The organism is Bernardetia aquimarina (assembly GCF_042180575.1).
Lineage (GTDB): Bacteria > Bacteroidota > Bacteroidia > Cytophagales > Bernardetiaceae > Bernardetia.
This window is the reverse complement of sequence record NZ_CP170094.1, coordinates 1752034-1769496: the sequence shown is the minus strand read 5'-3', so window position 1 is coordinate 1769496 and position 17463 is coordinate 1752034. Positions and strand designations below refer to the sequence as shown.

The 17463-nt window shown below is 31.8% G+C and carries 15 protein-coding genes; 12 read left to right on the top strand and 3 right to left on the bottom strand.

The genetic code is table 11. The annotated features are described in order from the left end of the window. Positions 1-29: 29 nt before the first annotated feature. From ACE193_RS07345 to ACE193_RS07335, 3 genes are all read right to left on the bottom strand, one after another. The gene (locus ACE193_RS07345; protein WP_375562357.1) at positions 30-2471 is read right to left on the bottom strand and encodes a S41 family peptidase; all 2442 of its coding nucleotides are present in this window, start codon (positions 2469-2471) and stop codon (positions 30-32) included. A 260-nt stretch (positions 2472-2731) separates the two neighbouring features. Further along, a complete protein-coding gene (locus ACE193_RS07340) occupies positions 2732-3673 on the bottom strand; it encodes a PspC domain-containing protein (RefSeq protein ID WP_375562356.1) in 942 nt (313 codons plus the stop codon). A gap of 218 nt (positions 3674-3891) precedes the next feature. Then, positions 3892-4257: a PadR family transcriptional regulator gene (locus ACE193_RS07335; RefSeq protein WP_375562355.1), complete on the bottom strand. Its 366-nt coding sequence runs from the start codon at positions 4255-4257 to the stop codon at positions 3892-3894. A 291-nt stretch (positions 4258-4548) separates the two neighbouring features. Between ACE193_RS07335 and ACE193_RS07330 the strand changes: the two genes are divergently transcribed. The 12 genes from ACE193_RS07330 to ACE193_RS07275 all read left to right on the top strand — a co-directional run bounded on the left by ACE193_RS07330 (position 4549) and on the right by ACE193_RS07275 (position 17420). Beyond that, positions 4549-5406, top strand: coding sequence for a hypothetical protein (locus tag ACE193_RS07330; RefSeq protein ID WP_375562354.1), 858 nt, complete (start codon positions 4549-4551; stop codon positions 5404-5406). An 82-nt stretch (positions 5407-5488) separates the two neighbouring features. Then, entirely contained in the window at positions 5489-6811 is a 1323-nt protein-coding gene (locus ACE193_RS07325) for a Fic family protein (protein ID WP_375562353.1), read from the top strand. A gap of 112 nt (positions 6812-6923) precedes the next feature. Then, positions 6924-8324 carry a class II fumarate hydratase gene (gene fumC, locus ACE193_RS07320; protein ID WP_375562352.1) on the top strand — a complete coding sequence of 467 codons (1401 nt, stop codon included), beginning with the start codon at positions 6924-6926 and terminating at the stop codon, positions 8322-8324. Positions 8325-8469: 145 nt separating this feature from the next. Continuing rightward, positions 8470-8883 carry a hypothetical protein gene (locus ACE193_RS07315; protein WP_375562351.1) on the top strand — a complete coding sequence of 138 codons (414 nt, stop codon included), beginning with the start codon at positions 8470-8472 and terminating at the stop codon, positions 8881-8883. 131 nt (positions 8884-9014) lie between these two features. After that, the gene (locus tag ACE193_RS07310; protein WP_375562350.1) at positions 9015-9947 is read left to right on the top strand and encodes an SEL1-like repeat protein; all 933 of its coding nucleotides are present in this window, start codon (positions 9015-9017) and stop codon (positions 9945-9947) included. Positions 9948-10105: 158 nt separating this feature from the next. After that, positions 10106-11395: an aspartate kinase gene (locus tag ACE193_RS07305; protein WP_375562349.1), complete on the top strand. Its 1290-nt coding sequence runs from the start codon at positions 10106-10108 to the stop codon at positions 11393-11395. A gap of 214 nt (positions 11396-11609) precedes the next feature. Next, positions 11610-12344, top strand: a complete 735-nt coding sequence (locus tag ACE193_RS07300) for a tetratricopeptide repeat protein (RefSeq protein WP_375562348.1) — start codon at positions 11610-11612, stop codon at positions 12342-12344. A gap of 124 nt (positions 12345-12468) precedes the next feature. Beyond that, on the top strand, positions 12469-12789 hold the full coding sequence (locus tag ACE193_RS07295; protein ID WP_375562347.1) for a hypothetical protein: 321 nt from the start codon (positions 12469-12471) through the stop codon (positions 12787-12789). 517 nt (positions 12790-13306) lie between these two features. After that, entirely contained in the window at positions 13307-14464 is a 1158-nt protein-coding gene (locus ACE193_RS07290; protein ID WP_375562346.1) for a DUF6089 family protein, read from the top strand. Between the two features lie 192 nt (positions 14465-14656). Beyond that, positions 14657-15364: a DUF6089 family protein gene (locus ACE193_RS07285; RefSeq protein ID WP_375562345.1), complete on the top strand. Its 708-nt coding sequence runs from the start codon at positions 14657-14659 to the stop codon at positions 15362-15364. Between the two features lie 237 nt (positions 15365-15601). Beyond that, complete coding sequence (locus ACE193_RS07280; RefSeq protein ID WP_375562344.1) at positions 15602-16528, top strand: ribose-phosphate pyrophosphokinase; 927 nt, start codon at positions 15602-15604, stop codon at positions 16526-16528. A gap of 316 nt (positions 16529-16844) precedes the next feature. Next, on the top strand, positions 16845-17420 hold the full coding sequence (locus ACE193_RS07275; RefSeq protein ID WP_375562343.1) for a Crp/Fnr family transcriptional regulator: 576 nt from the start codon (positions 16845-16847) through the stop codon (positions 17418-17420). The last annotated feature ends 43 nt before the right edge of the window (positions 17421-17463 follow it).

The following is a 17463-nucleotide window of genomic DNA, read 5'->3' as shown; positions in this document are numbered from 1 at the left end:
AATACTAAAATAATATTTTAAAATAAAAACTATTTCAAAATCTGATTAGAAAGAATATAATCCATTTTTTCAAAACTGCCTTCATTCAAAATTTCCCCAAAAAGAAACTTTCCTTCTTTTCCCAAAATCACAATAACAGGTTCGTTTGTCGTCGGAATATACAAATCTGCAAAAATAGAATTACTGCTTGGAATAATATCAGCATAAAAAGGCGTTCCTATCAAAAACTCTTCTACTTCTTTTTTCTTGTTTTCTGTAAAACCATAAAAAGTAATATTATTTTTTGAATAAATTTCGATCATTTCGTTTAGCTTTGGAATAGCTTCAATGGATTTTGTAGAAGTAGGCGACCAAAAAATAAAAACAGTCAGTTTGTTTTCTAAGTTTTCTCTCAAAATTTCATTTTCTGAAATGAGCTTAAAATTAAAGTTAGGAAAGGTTGTAAATAGATTTCTTTGCATCGTAAAACCTTCAAAAAGAGCTTGTTTTTCGCTTCTACTCATTTTTGAAAATGGATAAGCTGCACTCGGTTTCATAATTTGAGTAGTATCAATAATTTGTTTTTTATTTTTGAATGTATCAAAATCATAACTTTCAAGCTGTGTAAATTTTGCACTCGTAAAATCACCATAACGAACAAACATATTCATAATCGAATCTTGTTTTATATCTAAAGTTGAGTCAATAGAAATCTCGTTTGCTTGAAAATCATCTTGACTTTTTCTGAAAAATAGATAAATAGGTTTGGCAACCGTCGAATAAGGATTACCATAACCATTTTTAAATTCTTTTTGAAGTCCATTTTTTACCAAAAAAGTATTGGGTGCAGTCTGATAAAGAGGCGAAATATGTTGATAATTTTTGAGCCATAGTTTTCCTTCTTTAAAAATAATTTCTTTTCCTAAACCATAATTTCCTAGAAAATCTTTTGCATTTTGTGGTAATTGATACGGATTTGGAATTGGTTTAGTAATCTCTTCAAACTGCTTAAAACGCTGTCCGTATTTTCTTATATAAGTCAATTTGTGTTTCATTACACTTTCTTCATAAGCCATTTTATAGGCAATATCAAAAGTCTTGTCTATGCTCGTGGTATTATAGGCAGAAACAAAAATATCTGGCTTTATTTTCTTATTTTTTTCGTTTGAATGAATCTCAACATTTGGAATATTAAGCCAACTATATGCGCTTGTTCCTATCCGTTTTGTAATTATTGATTGTCCTTTTGTCGGTTCGCCTATGACGATTGCATTTCTATATTTTTGTAAAACTTGTACAATCCATTCAGCAGCATTGGAAGTATTTCTGTCAGTAAGAATATAGATTGGACGTTCGTAATATCGAAGTGTATAATATTTTTCATAATTTTTATCTACTTCTAAAGGATAGCCAGAGTACCAACCCCAATAATTATCTCTTTTAAAATAAGGTTTTACTTTTTCAGTTTTAGCAATTAATGAAATAGTTGGATTTTCAACTTTATGTTTGCGTGGTTTTCCATTGTCTTTTAAATATTCTCTTGTATGAAAAACTTTGGCTGTTCCCAAATTATAGGTTGTATCTGGTCGTAAAAAACGTTCTACAAACCAAAGAGGAACACTCATTTCATTAATTGTCTTATCTTTTGTGAAAAATTTACTTTCAAATTTGTAAGTAGTCGTTCCTCTAAAATCCAAAATAAGTGCATCTGTAAACAAAAATTCTTTTACTAAATCTTTCAAAAAACGCTCATCTACATAGTTAGCAGAAGGTAGAAGAGAACATTTCAAATAGCCAATATTTCCTTCTAAGATTTCTTTTTTCTCAAATCCATTTGCTAGATAATCTAAATTATGTCTTGTATAGTTATATGTTGAAATATTTCGTTCATAACTTCCTCTACGTCTTGCTCTTTTAATTATTCCTTTTCTAAATAAAGATTTTCCTTGGGCTATTCTATTATAAAAATTTTTTCTATTGTAATGTCGTAAATCCCACCAAAATCTCTCGTGGATATGGTGTATTTCTTCGGTTGATTTCTCTTTGCTTCGTTCTCCTTTCCAGTCCCAATGCCATTCGTGTTCTCTTCCACAATTACAAAAGCTAGATTTTCTATGAAAACCCTCTCCTTCAAAATCATTCCATACTCCTCCTTCTTGTGGCGCAGTATTTTCTAAAGATAAAGCCGTATTTTCATCTAACTCATACCAATAATTATTCAAATAGGCAGCATATTCTTGCAAATTATTTTCAATCAAAGAATCCAAAAAAGGATTATTTCCAATCTCTAAAATAGGTTTTCTATAAATTGAATCTGTCGTATAAAGACAAAGAGCAGAATCTAATGTAGCTTTGAATTTTTCTACTTCTTCCTTTTCTATAATTCGTTTGGGTTTGCGTTGTGCCAAAACAGAAGTAGAAAAAAGGAATACAAATAAAATGGAAAAGATAAAAAATGACTTTGAATTTATTTTTAAGAATGAGAAATACATATAGTTGTGCCTTAATTGAGAATTGATTTTGAGCTAATAATTCTACAAATCTAAGCAAAATAATTTTGTAACTAAAAATTTAGTTTTATGAATTGTATTTTTAGTTAATTTTCAATGAAACACAAAAAAATTCCTCAAAATGAATTATTCATCTTGAGGAATTATGTGTTTTGAAAGTCGTCGGTGGGGACACCGATAACGGCTAGTTGAATATATTTGAAATTAATTTATCATTAATCACTAATAATTAATCACTATTCTTAAAAGTGTTTTTTAAAGAATTTAGAATTTTTGACTTTAGAAGCCGTAGAACTTACTGTATCTTCAAACTGACTTTCTGCTTTTGCCATTCTAGTTTTGAAACTTTCTTCTTCCAAAAATGAAGGTTTTTCTTCTAAATCAATTTGTTCTTGAAGGCTTTTTGCTGCTGGCATTGCAATCCAAAGAGCCAAATAAGCCAACAATCCAAATCCATCTAAAAACAGAGTTGCTACAAAAAGTAAACGTACAATCGTTTCGTCGATACCAAAATATTTTGCGATTCCAGAAGCAACTCCAGCTACTTTTTTATCGGTCATGCTACGCATAAAACGTTTTGCTTTTCCGACCAAAGACGTTGATTGTTTTTCTTCTAACATTCCCTCTTTTGGGTCTTTCGGCATAGCGAGCCAAGCAGCACCATACAAGGGAATACCGAAACCACCACCAAGAACAGCAGCTACAAAGCCTAAGCGTACAAAAGCAGGATCAATATTATAATAATCTGCAATTCCAGCAGCTACACCAGCTACTTTTTTATCTCTTTTTTGAAGGGTAAACTTTTTGCCTACATTACGCAATTCACGTTTTGGCTCAGCTTTTTTGAGTGGTTGCCATTGGTCTTTTCTTTCGAAATAACCTAAGTCCAAATCAATTCCTTCTGCAAGAGCGATTTCTTTTGCCGTTCCTACTTGTAAGACCATCAACTCAACATCGTTTTTGTCGATTGTGCCTTTATCAATACTTAATCTTTCCAAAAGCACCTCAGCCATACGTGTTTCGATGTCTTCGATAGTCATCGAATCTTCTGGAAAACAACGTTTCAAATCCATTAAATAGGCTTTCAAAGCAGGATAAGCTGCTTGTTCGACATGAAAAGAAATAGAAGCAATATGAACTTCTAAAGTGTTGTTGATAGATGAGTTGGTGTGTAGAGGAGGCATAATAAAGTTAGAATTTAGATTTCAGAATTTAGAAGAATAAATAATTATTTTTTGCTTCTAAAATTCTTTGATGTATTGGTTTATAATTAGTTAGTGATAAGTGATAACGAAAAATTACATTTTTGAGTAAATTTATTTTTGTTAAAATTAGCATTTAGAAAAGTATTTACAATTATTGCATTACTTCTACAATCTAAATTTTAATTTCTAAATTGGTTTTACCCTGCTTGTCTTTGTTCTTGTCTATTTTGGTTTGTATTTTCTAAAATAGTAGTAGCCGAAAAAACAAGTTGATGCCAAGAATTGGTTAGTTGGTGTAAAAAATTGTGTCCGTTGTCTGTTAGTCGGTAGTATTTTCTTGGTGGTCCTCCTGTGGATTCTTGCCAAGAGTAAGTAACCAAACCCGATTTGTTCAGACGATTTAGAAGTGGGTAAAGTGTTCCTTCTACCACTAATAATTGAGCTTCTTTCAAATGAGAAAGCAAATCTGAAGCATATACTTCTTGAGTAGCAATTACACGCAAAACACAAAGTTCCAAAATTCCTTTTCGCATCTGTACTTCGGCATTTTCTAATGTAATCACATTTTTTTTGGTTAGATTTTAAATTATTTTTGTTGGAATTGAAAGAGTTTGAGATTTTTGCTTACTCTAACAATGTCCGTATGTCTTCTTATACGAAGTGTGCAGAAAAAGGTTACTATGTTATGCAAGGTAGTAGGTAAAGGAATGTGGTTTTTGATAAAAATTAACAATCAAAATAAATTTTGCAAAAAATAAATAGCATTTGCAAAAAATAATGTATATTTAGCTAACTTTGAGCAAATGTAGCTGACACTTTCTAAGTGTCATTTGTCAAGCAGAAAAAATAAAATTATGTCAAAATCAAATACGCCTTTCGGATATATCAAAACTTCTATCAATCAACCTGTTAGCATCTTAAAATATGCTATTGGTGTGATTGCGATTGCTGCTTTGGTGGCTTTTATATTTAATACTACCCAAGGTTCGGATAAAAAAGACGTAGAAAATACTTTTTTGTTGGAAGATATTCGCAAGACCAATGAAGAACATCTCAAAACGATTGCAGATTTGCAAAGAGAATTGGATGAAACCAAAAAAGATGCTGCTAAAGTAAAAGAAGAATTAATTCAGAAACAAGCGCAAATAGATTCGAAGGGCGCACAAATAGACGCAAAAGAAGGAAGTATCGGAACGCTTCAAACACAGCTTAGTGATTTGAAAAATGATAAAATGCGTTTGCATCAAATTATTGATGAGCGTGGAAGAGAGCTTGCACAAATGACAGAACGAAACAAAGAACAAAACGGACTTTTAGAAACTACACAAGATAATCTTCAAAAATCACAAGAACAAACTCGTCAAGACCAACAAGCCATCAAAAACCTTCAAGAAGAGTTGCGTGGTCTGAACGAAAAAGTAAATATTGCCTACAATCACGAAAAAGACCTTCAAAGTCAAGTAAATAAATTATTGACAGACTTGAATCAAACTAGAACAGAACTTAATCAATCAAGAATGGATTTGAGTGATGCAAAAGCAGAATTACGTATTTTGAAAGAACTCCACCCCATGAATAATAATACACCTGTTCAGCAAATAACAGTTTCTCAACCTCAAGAAGAAAGTAGCGCAAACGCCCTCAAAATGGTAGCTATCGTTTCTGTAATTGTTATGTTTATTGTTTTTGTGGTTTATATGTTGAGAGATTAGGATACAAAGTTAGAAGTATGAAGTTAGATTTTAGAAGTAGAATTAAATTTCATAATAATATGTTATTTATAGAAATTAGAAAATGAATAGTTTAGAGAATATAAAAAAAGCTATTTCTTTACAAAAAGAGTTGGACAGCCTTCGCCCATTAAGTGCAGAGCAAAATCAAAAAGTTCTACAAAAGTTTAGATTAGATTGGAATTATCATTCAAATAATATTGAGGGAAATTCACTTACCTACGGAGAAACAAAACTTTTACTTCTTCATGGACTGACTGCACAAGGGAAACCATTAAAAGACCATTTAGAAATAAAAGGACATAATGAAGCAATAGATGTAGTTTATGATTTTGTAAAAGATAAAGAAGGAATTACAGAATATTTTATTCGCTCTCTAAATGGAATGTTTATAGGAACAGAACCTACTCAAAAAAGAGCTATTGATAGTAATGGGAATGAAACCACAAGAACGATTCAAGGAGGGAGATATAAAATTCAACCTAATCATGTCAGAACTATAACAAGAGAAACTTTTTACTTTACTTCTCCAGAAAAAACGACTGATGAGGTGCAAGAATTGATTAAGTGGTACGAAACTGAAAAACTAAAAACGCAGCGCAATCCAATTATTTTAGCAGCCGAATTTCACTACAAATTTATCAGAATACATCCTTTTGATGATGGAAATGGAAGAACTGCAAGACTTTTAATGAATCTTATTTTGATGCGTTTTGATTTTCCTCCTGCTATCATAAAAACAAGTGATAAGGAAAATTACTACAATGTTTTGCGTCAAGCTGATGCTGGAAATATTACTCCTTTTATAGATTATATTGCTCAAAATATTATTTATTCTTTAGAAATAATGATTTCGGCAGCAAAAGGAGAAGATATTAGCGACCCTAATGATTTGGATAAAGAAATTACGCTTTTAGAACAGCAGCTTAAAACTGCTACGAGTGAGATTGAGGTTTTGAGAAGTAAAGAAGCAATAGAAAACATTTATAATAATTCTTTAAAAAGATTCAGAGAAGTACTTAATAAAGAGTCTAAAAAATTTGAACGATTTTATTTAGAATCTAACTCTGTGTTATGGGTACAGGGAAGTAAAGTAGAAAATGATTATTTAATTGATAAGGAGATAAACAGATGTGAAATTATTTATGAGTATAGATATTTTAAATATGACAATATGAATCACGATTACTATGATGTTAGTTTTGAAACTAAATTTGAGAGTACACATTATTTTTTTTTTAGTAAAAAAACTAAACAAGGTTTTCAAAAAAGGTATAACTCACAACTCACAGACCAAGAAATAAAAACTTTAGTAGAAGCAGAAACGAATTTACATAAAGAATTAATTGCTCAAAAAATAAAGGAATATCAGGATAAGCAACTTTAAAATCCCAAAATTTGCAATGCAAAAACAAAGTGAGTAATTTTACTATCACTTAAAATTTTGTCGTTGTCAGTGTCCTCACTGACGACTTAATTTATAAAACAACAACTCTATTATGTCAGATTTTCGTATTGAGCGTGATACAATGGGCGAAGTAAAAGTTCCTGCCGACAACTACTGGGGCGCACAAACACAGCGTAGCCGTAACAACTTCAAAATAGGCGATGAGGCTTCTATGCCAAAAGAAATTATTTATGCGTTTGCCTATCTCAAAAAAGCTGCTGCACAAGCCAACACAGAACTAGGTGTTTTGGCAAAAGAAAAAAGCGACCTTATCGGAAAAGCCTGTGAGGAAGTTTTAGATGGAAAGTTAGACCACGAATTTCCTTTAGTAATTTGGCAAACAGGTTCGGGAACACAGTCAAATATGAATGTAAACGAAGTAGTGGCTAATCGTGGACACGTTTTGCAAGGTGGAAAACTGACAGATGATAAAAAAGCATTGCACCCAAACGACGATGTAAACAAATCTCAATCTTCAAATGATACCTTTCCTACGGCAATGCACATTGCAGCCTACAAATTGGTAACAGAAAACACCATCAAAGGAGTTGAAAAATTACGTGATGCACTTCAAAGCAAAGTAGAAGAGTTTAAAGACATCGTAAAAATAGGTCGTACTCACTTTATGGATGCTACGCCTGTTACTTTAGGACAAGAATTTTCTGGTTATGTTCAGCAATTAAATAATTCTTTGCGCTGTATCAAAAATGCACTAGAAATGGTAAAAGAATTAGCTTTGGGAGGAACTGCCGTAGGAACTGGACTCAATACTCCAAAAGGCTACGACGTTTTAGTTGCCCAAAAAATTGCAAATCTTACAGGTTTGCCTTTCGTAACTGCACCCAACAAATTTGAGGCTTTGGCTGCTCACGATGCAATGGTTGAGCTTTCAGGAGCTTTGAAACGTACTGCCGTTTCGCTTATGAAGATTGCAAATGATGTTCGTATGCTTAGTTCGGGACCTCGTTGTGGTATTGGCGAAATTATTATTCCAGACAACGAACCAGGGTCTTCTATTATGCCAGGTAAAGTAAACCCTACTCAGCCAGAAGCACTTACAATGGTTTGCGCTCAAGTCATGGGAAATGATGTCGCTGTTTCGGTAGGTGGCTCAAACGGACACTTCGAACTCAATGTTTTTAAGCCTTTGATTGCTGCAAATGTACTTCAGTCAGCTCGTTTGATTGGTGATGCTTGTGTTTCTTTTACAGATAATTGTGCTGCTGGAATAAAAGCAAATCACGAGGTTATTCAAACTCACTTAGAAAATTCGTTGATGCTTGTTACTGCTCTCAATACGCATATTGGCTATGAAAAATCGGCTAAAATTGCCAAAAAAGCGCACCAAGAAAACAAAACGTTGCGTCAAGCTGCTGTAGAATTAGAATATTTGACTTCAGAAGATTTTGATAAGTGGGTTGTTCCTGCTGAAATGACTGGTTCTATGAAGTAATTCTTTGAGAGTAGTACTAAAAAAATGGGGATAAAAAAATGGGGATTAGAGAAGTAAAAACTTTTCTATTCCCTATTTGTTATTTCCGTATTCTGTTTTTTTCCTACCCTTATTTTCTCTTCCTATTTCTCAATTCCTAATTACTATGAAGCAAGAATTAAAAAACAAACAAGGAGATGTCTATTATACTGTGGAGTATTTGAAAGACCAAAATATTGTAAAATCTGTTTGGATAGGTAAGTATTTGCCTATTGAAGATATAAAGACGGCTGCTTTATTAGGTTTGTCTTTTTTTAAAAAATATAAAGCCACAAAAATATTAAATGATAATAAAAAACTAGAGGGTAGTTGGGACGAAGCCAATGAATGGATTGCTAAAAGATGGACACCTCAAGCTACAGAAGCAGGGTTGGTAAAACTTGCTCATGTTGTGGCTGACGAGATTTTGGCTAAATTTTCTGCTAAATTTATGAAAATGGAAAATGACCTACAAGACACTACTTTTCAATTAAAGTTATTTGATAATGAAAAAGAGGCTTTAGAATGGTTAGAGAAATAACATTGAAGTTTTGACTTAAAATCCAAAACCTAAAGAGCGTTCAAAAATTTCACACTTTTTTTAATAGACAGATACTTGCCTAAGTCTATTCTACTTCATTTCTTTGTGCTTTATTTTTACAAAAATACCTAATGAAACAATTATCTAAAATTATATTTTTGCTTGTTCTTATTTTTTCAACAAGCCAAGTTTTTGCTCAAACTGATTGGACAACAAGAACAGAAACACAGAAAAAAGAACTTGTCAAAAAATGGATAAATACAGAAAATAAAACGGATTCTATATTGAATAATTTAGGATATGCTTATTCAAAGGGAATAGGAATAGAACAGAGTGACAGAAAAGCATTTGAGTATTATGAAAAAGCTGCACAGAAAAATTTTGCTTTAGCTTATAATAACTTGGGCAATATGTATAAGGACGGAAAATATGTAGAAAAAGATTTGAAAAAAGCCTTAATCTATATTCGAAAAGCTGCTGAGAGCAATGAAAAATATGGAATGACTAATTTAGCTATGATGTATGAAGAGGGGCTAGAAGTAACTCAAAATATAGATAGTGCTATATTTTGGTACGAAAAAGCTGCACAATTAAATCATATTCCTGCTCAAAATAATTTGGGTTCAATTTATTTAACAGACACAACCAAACAAGATTTTGAAAAAGCACGTCATTACTTTGAAATTTGTGCAGAAAAAGGCGAACCTATCGCAATGCTTAATTTGCTTCAAATCTACAAAGGAGGTTTGGGTGTAGAAAAAGATTATGTTAAAGCAATGAGTTATGCTGAAAAAGCAGTTTTGTTGGACAATCCTATTGCTTTTTTTGAGTATGGAAATTTTTATTATAATGGAGAAGGAATAGAAAAAAATTGGTCAAAAGCATTACAATTATATGAAGAAGCTTCAAAAAGAGGTTATACATTAGCTCAAATCAATACAGCTTATATGTACGAAAATGCACAAGGAACAGAGAAAAATATAGAAAAAGCTGTTTTTTGGTATAAAGAAGCTGCCAAGACAGGAAATGAATATGCCATGAAACGCTTGAAAGAATTAGAATAAAGTTTAAATAGTTGCCTAAGTCTATCCTACTTCGTTTCTTTGCACTTCAATTTTTTATTTTAATTTTCAAAACGCTATAAAAGACGTTTTATATAATATGATTTACAATTCGTAATTAGTTTCGCAGAATAAGTATTTCGTAATCCGTAATTTCACCTATGCTACATGTATTCAAATTTGGTGGTGCGTCTGTAAAAGATGCCCCTGCTGTCAGAAATGTAAGTACTATTTTACGCTCATTTATTGACAAAAAAGACAAACTCGTTATTGTTGTTTCTGCTATGGGAAAAACAACAAATCACTTGGAAGATATTTTTAAGGCAGCCAAATCGAAACCCAAACATGAGCAGAATGACAAAGTTAAACAGATTTTAAAACAAATTGAAGACTATCATTATGCTCTTGCTGATGAACTTTTTGATGGAGAACGTGAAAAAATTGTCTATAAAATCCTTCAAAAATATATTTTTCAACTTGAAGCAACTCTAAAAGATGACGAACCTAACTGGGATAAGCATTACGACCAAGTAATTTGTTTTGGAGAGCTTATGTCTTCGGCTATTCTTTCCGAATATCTCAAAAAAGAACATGATGACAAATGTCTTTGGGTAGATGCTCGTCGTTTTGTACAGACAAACGAACGTTGGAGAGAAGGACAAATAGACTGGGAATGGTCAGAGCAGCTTATTAGAGCCGAACTTTTGCCAATGTTAGAACAGCGTTTTGTTTTGACACAAGGTTTTATTGGAGGAACAATCGGAGGAAAAACAACAACTTTAGGGCGTGAAGGTTCAGATTTTACGGCTGCCGTTTTTGCATATTGTTTACAAGCTGATGGAGTTACTATTTGGAAAGATGTTTCTGGAATTTTGAATGCTGATCCAAAAAGAATAAAAAATACTCGTCTTTTCAAACAAATCAATTATTCTGATGCTGCCGAAATGACTTATTATGGTGCAACTGTTATTCACCCAAAAACGATTCGTCCATTAGCTGCAAAGGGAATTCCTTTGTATGTTCGTTCATTTATTAACGCAGATATAGAAGGAACAAGAATTGGAAATTTTGATACAGAACCATCTATTCCGTCAATTATTGTAAAAGGAAATCAACGTATGCTTCTTTTTAAGGCTAAAGATTTGGCTGCTATCAATGAGCGTAATCAACTGGCTTATATTCATTCTGAACTCAATCGTTATACTATCAAAATCAATTTATTACAAGTTTCGGCTACTTCTTTTTCTGTTTGTACAGATAATGATGAAAGAAAACTAGCTTCTTTGAAAGAATCGTTGAGTAATGATTTTGAACTTTCTGTTTTGGACAATTTAGAACTTATTACAATCAAAAATTATGATACCGAAACTCTAAATAACTTTACAGGATTAGGAAATGCACTTATAGCACAACGTTCTGAAGATATTTTCCAAGTAGTCGTGAAAAAATAAAGTGAGAAGTATAAAGACAGATTTAAGAAGTTAGGAATTTAAAAACTGTTTTTTCTAAAACGTATTACTCTTTGAAAGGATTGTAAAGTAAAATTAAAAACAACTTTGCAATCCTTTTTTATTGAAAGAGTATATTTCAAAATTGGTCTAGCTGACTTTTTTTTGCTTAAATTTGCACTCTATTTGAAATTATTTATCGAATCATATTCATTTTATGCAGCCACAAGAAATTCCAGCGTCTTATAATGAGGCATGTAAAGCCTACGAAACAAGAAAATACGATATTGCTTTAGAAAAATTAGAAATTACTCTAACAGAAAATCCAGATTTTGCACCTGCTTTTTATATAAAAGGACTTACATATATGCAGCTTCAGGATTGGAGAGGTGCTTTTGATAATTTTAAAGCCTATTCTCAAATTACTCCTGAAAAAGGCGATACCTATTTGAATATGGGAACTGCAATGCTCAATATGAAACAACCTAGAACGGCTATTTCGTATTTTGATTTTGCTCTTTCACTAAGAATGACTGAAAACAGACCAGAGAGAGTACACCTTAATAAAGCCTTGGCATTCAGACAGATAAATGAAAACGAAAAAGCAGAAGAGTCTTTTGAAGCAGCCTTGAAAATACATCCTCATTTTGATGATGCTTTGTTGGAAATGGCAAAACTACAATTAGATTTAGAGAAAAATGAGTATGCACTTACTTATTATCAACGAGTAATTGACTTGCCAAAACAACGCAAAAGTTTTCCTCTTTGGGAGGCGTGGGTTGGTTTAGCTCTTTTACAAACAGAAGCAAAGGATTTTTCGAAAGCTCTTGTTTCGATAGAAGAAGCTACTGAATTAAATCCAAATACGATTGGTTTCTTCAAAACAAATGAAGCGTTTGACTTGCTAAGAAAAAGTGAGTATAACGATGATTTCGAAACTATTTTGGGTTAAAATAAAAATTTTCTCTTATCTAAATAGTGTACTTGTTAGAAAACAATTTGATTAAAAGGACGTTGGATAATTATAAATAATTACAAGATATACATTTTTTTAACTCAATTTTTCAACTATATTTATGGATAAGAGAACTCTAAAAACCATCACTTCAACAGTTAGTGGAGCAGAAACAGCTATTCGTTTTTTGCCAGGAGAATTACACCAAAAACCAATGTACAAAGGAGCTTTTGGAGCAGTTGCTTCCGTAACAGGATTAGTAGCTTTCGGACAAGCAATATTAAAAAAAGATGCATTTAATAAGGGCAATCGTCTAAATACAGCTATTATTCTATGCTTGAGTGCAGCAAGTGTTTTGCAAGGTGTAAAGAAAATCAAACAGGCTTATGCTCAAGAAACAGGACAATCTGATATGATAGAAGACTCTATGTCTAAAAGTTAAAAGAATTAGACTGAAAAAAAATTCTTATTTGTTGTTTACAGATAAGAATTTTTTTGTTTATAAACTTAAAGCAAGAGAAAATTTTATTTTAAATTTAACATAGTATTTACCCTTATTTTTTTATTTTTTAGAAGTGGTAGCATAATTTTTGTGTATTTTTGTAAAAAAACAATAGTTTTACTACCTTTTTATATCAGTTAGGTAATTTGATTTACTGATAAATAAAAAGTCAGATTAATAAATACCAATTAATGATAAGGTAGATAAAATTTTTTGACATTTTTTGAGTTTATTTAGTAGATAGATACTTCGATTAACAATTATTTATTCTACATTATTCAATAATAAAATTTTGAAAATGCAATTTTGTTTTTCAATTTAGATAGTTCAAGTAGCTTATTTTGAAATTGATTTTCACATATCTAATACTCTAAAAATTGCTCTATACATTTGTCTTGCTTATCAAATAGTATGACCTAAATTTTACTAATTATAGCTTGCCTTAAAATTTGTTTCTATGAAAAAAATTCTTTTTACATTTTTATTTACCTTACTTGGTGTCGCTTTTTTAGCAACTGAAGAAGTTCAGGCACAAGTAGGAAATAAATATTACTACAAAAAAACAACTCCTCGTAGAGGACCTCATAACCATCAATGGGTATGGACAAAACGCCGAGAGTATGTAAGTGTTGGTTTAAACGTCAATGCAATGAACTATTTTGGAGATATTGTGCCAAAGCCTAGTTTTTGGAGTACAGATTTACGCTTTACTCGTCCAAATATTGGAATTTTTGTTGAGAAAAAATTCCGACCTCAATTTTCAGCTCGCCTAGGATTAAACTGGGGACGACTCCTAAGTTCTGACGAAGAAACTGCAGATCCAGCAAGTCCACATGATATGTATCGTTATATTCGTAATGCTCATTTTAGAAATGATGTTTTCGAACTTAATACAACTTTTCGTTGGGATTTGATGGGTAGCGAACTTTTAAATAAAGAATTTTATCAGCGTCCAAAACAATTTGTGCCTTATGTAATGGGTGGTTTGGCTGTATTTTATCACGCACCAAAAGCAAAAGCTCCTCCGACTAAAATTGGTGGTGGTGATCCTGACTGGGGAGTTGATGAATGGACAGATTTACAACCTCTTGGAACAGAAGGACAAGGACGTGGCTCTTATACTACCGTTATACGAGGCGATTCTGTTACTAGAGATTTAGGTAAAAAATACTCTAAAGTACAAATTGCTATTCCTTTAGGTTTTGGTATTCGTAAAAAACTATCTAATCGTGTAGATATTGCCTTCGAATTTTCTTACCGTTTTCTTCTTACAGATTATTTAGATGATGTAAGTCGTAATTATGTAGATTTAGGTGTCTTTGGAGATGATGAACTTGCAAAAGCATTTCATGACCGTTCTTTAGAAGGAGATAGACCTGAAAAACTGGCTGAAATGGCTGGTAATGGTGAGCTTTATAGACTGCTAAACCGATATACTTATACAGGAGTAGATGGAAATGTTTATAATACTTTTGATGGTTTTGGAAGTGACCCTTATATAGACCCAAGTATTCGTGGAAATCAAAATGATAATGACGTTTATATGCTTACAGGATTTCATTTGATTTATATTATTCCTCCTCATGGAGTTCGTTGTCCTGTTCGTTTTAAATAAGAATCAGTAATATAACTTCAAGCAATAAAAGAATATTTTTCAAAAGTGTACAAGATTTGATTCTTGTACACTTTTTTTATAATTTTTGATGGTTATTCTAGTAAATGGCTGTAAATTTGTCAATTCAAAAATGAAGCTCTGAAAAAGAGCGTTCTAATTAATTAAGAAATAAAACTTACGATAACAGATATTATGGTGTCTATAAATTATAAATCACTTCTTTTAGTAGTATCTTTCATATTACTTTTTACTTTTTCTCAAGCTCAAGACGTAGAGTTTGGCTTTGGTATAGGTACAACAAATTATACAGGAGACGTTTCACCTTCTTATAAACTCAAAAATGCTCGCCCAGCAGGAGAGTTTTTTATTCGTCTTAATCCTACACCTGCTTTTTCGGTTCGGTTTGGTGCAATGGCAGGCATACTAAGAGCTGACGAAACTAAATCAAAAGATCCATTTTATCAACAAAGGGCAGCTAAATTTACAGCAAATATATATGAAGCCTCAGCTAGAATGGAGTATAATTTTAGAGATTATAGAGCCATGAGTGAACTCAACCGTCTTTCTCCTTATATTTTTCTAGGAGGTTCGATAGCACATATTTCTGTAAACAGTAATTATTTTGATAATCAACCTAAAGCATTAGAGTTTACTTTACCTATTGGTGTAGGAATAAAGTATATGTTGGCACATAATTACAATCTAGGATTTGAATTTGGTGCAAGACCTACTTTTACAGATGCTATTGATGGAATGATTCAAGATGGTAGTGGAGAAGAAGTAAGTAGTGTAGGTAAGTTCCAGATGACCAATTTATTTACAAAAGATATGTATTACTACACAGGAATTTCACTTAGTTTTACCATTAATAGAGTTGTTTGTCCAACAGAATTTAGGTAGCTAGTTTGATGAAGCTATTTGAATAGCTAAGATGATAAATATATTAAGTAACACTTCCTCTAATAAAGAAGTGTTATTTTTTTACCTTCAAATTTTAAGGCTATTTCTTTGAAAAATAAAGAAAAATAACGAAGTAAGTGTAAAAAATTAAAATAAAATAGCTTTTGATTTGAATTTACTGCTTAGGCTCGTTATTTTTGTCTTAAATCTTTTTCTATACTTCTTGTTCCTACTTCTATGAATTCTGTCAAAATCTTTGCTGGCTCTGCTTCTCATTATTTAGCCGAAAAAATTGCACATTCCTTTGGAAAACCTTTAGGGCTGCATAATCTTCAAGTTTTTAGTGATGGAGAAATTTGTCCTAATTATAGCGAATCTATTCGTGGTGCAGATGTTTTTATTGTTCAATCGACTTTTCCACCTGCTGATAATCTAATGGAACTCTTGCTGATGATTGATGCTGCAAAGCGTGCTTCGGCTGGCTCAGTTACAGTAGTAATGCCTTATTTTGGATATGCTCGTCAGGATAGAAAAGACAAACCTCGTGTGGCTATTGGTGCAAAACTGGTAGCCAATCTTATTTCTGCTGCTGGTGCAACTCGCATCATGACTTGTGATTTGCATGCAGGACAAATTCAAGGTTTTTTTGATATTCCTGTTGATCATCTGTATGCAACAGCTATTTTTATTCCTTATATTGAATCCTTAAAAATAGAGAATTTGGTTTTTGCTTCTCCTGATGTAGGAGGGGTAGCTAGAGCTAGAAGTTATGCTTCACAATTTCATGCAGATATGGTAGTTTGTGACAAACACCGAAAAAGAGCTAATGAAATTGCCTCTATGCAAGTGATTGGCGATGTGGAGGGTGCAAATGTGATTATTGTAGATGACCTTATAGATACAGCAGGGACAATTTCAAAAGCTGCACAAGTATTATTAGATAATGGTGCTGTTTCGGTTCGTGCTATTGCTACACACCCTGTTTTGTCTGGAAAAGCATATGAAAACATCAATAACTCACCTCTTTTAGAACTTGCTGTTATGGATACCATTCCACTAAAAGAAAAATCAGACAAGATAAAGGTATTGTCTGTGGCTGATTTGTTTGCAAAGGCTATTCGTAAAATTCACGACCAAGAATCTATTAGTACACTTTTTATATAAGTTATTGATAGATTTTTTTATGAAAATTCCTTCTTTTCTATTTTGGAGAAGAGGGAATTTGAGCTTTTAGGAGTAATTTGAATTGAAAATAGAGAAAAGAAAAATAGAAGAATATCAAAAGAAGATTCTAGCAAGAAGAATAAAGTAAAATCAACTCCCCAAGAAATTCAATAGCGAAAATAGTAAAATAAAATGAGTAGGTAGGACGTAATTTTAATAGATAACTTCGCAGATTTCATTTTTTTAATTTTAGAACAATTATTGATTTATAAGTTGAATAAAAAAATGAAGTGATTTAAAACAATAATAAATAAAAATGAAAGAACTTTATAATTATCTCAATCAATTTATAAAAATGAATGATGCTGAATGGGAGTTTTTACAAACTATCATTCAAACTCAAAAATTTGATGCAAAACAATTACTTATCCAACAAGGACAAGTTGCAAAGTCTATTTTTTTTATTAAAAATGGTTTGTTACGTGTTTTTCACTTAAATAAAGGAAAAGAAATTTCTACTTATTTTGCCTGTGATGGTCAGTTTGTTTCCACATTTGAAAGTCTTATTACTCAAAAACCTTCTATGGAATATTTAGAAGCGATTGAAGCAACAGACGTATATGCTATTTCCTATCAAAAGCTACTTCAGTTATACGAACAAAATCCTAAATTTGAGAAAATTGGACGTATGTTGGCAGAACAAAATTATTTATGTATCAAAAATAGAACATATAATTTTCAAATTCAAACTGCCAAAGAAAGGTATTTAGAGTTTATAACTACCTATCATCAAAAGATTGTTCAACGAGTAGCACAAAAACAATTAGCAAGTTATTTGGGAATAGAAGCCGAATCTTTGAGTAGAATTAGAGGGCAGTTCCTCATTACTTAACAAATGTCAATGCAAATGGACTTCAAAAATGAGAAGTTTGTCA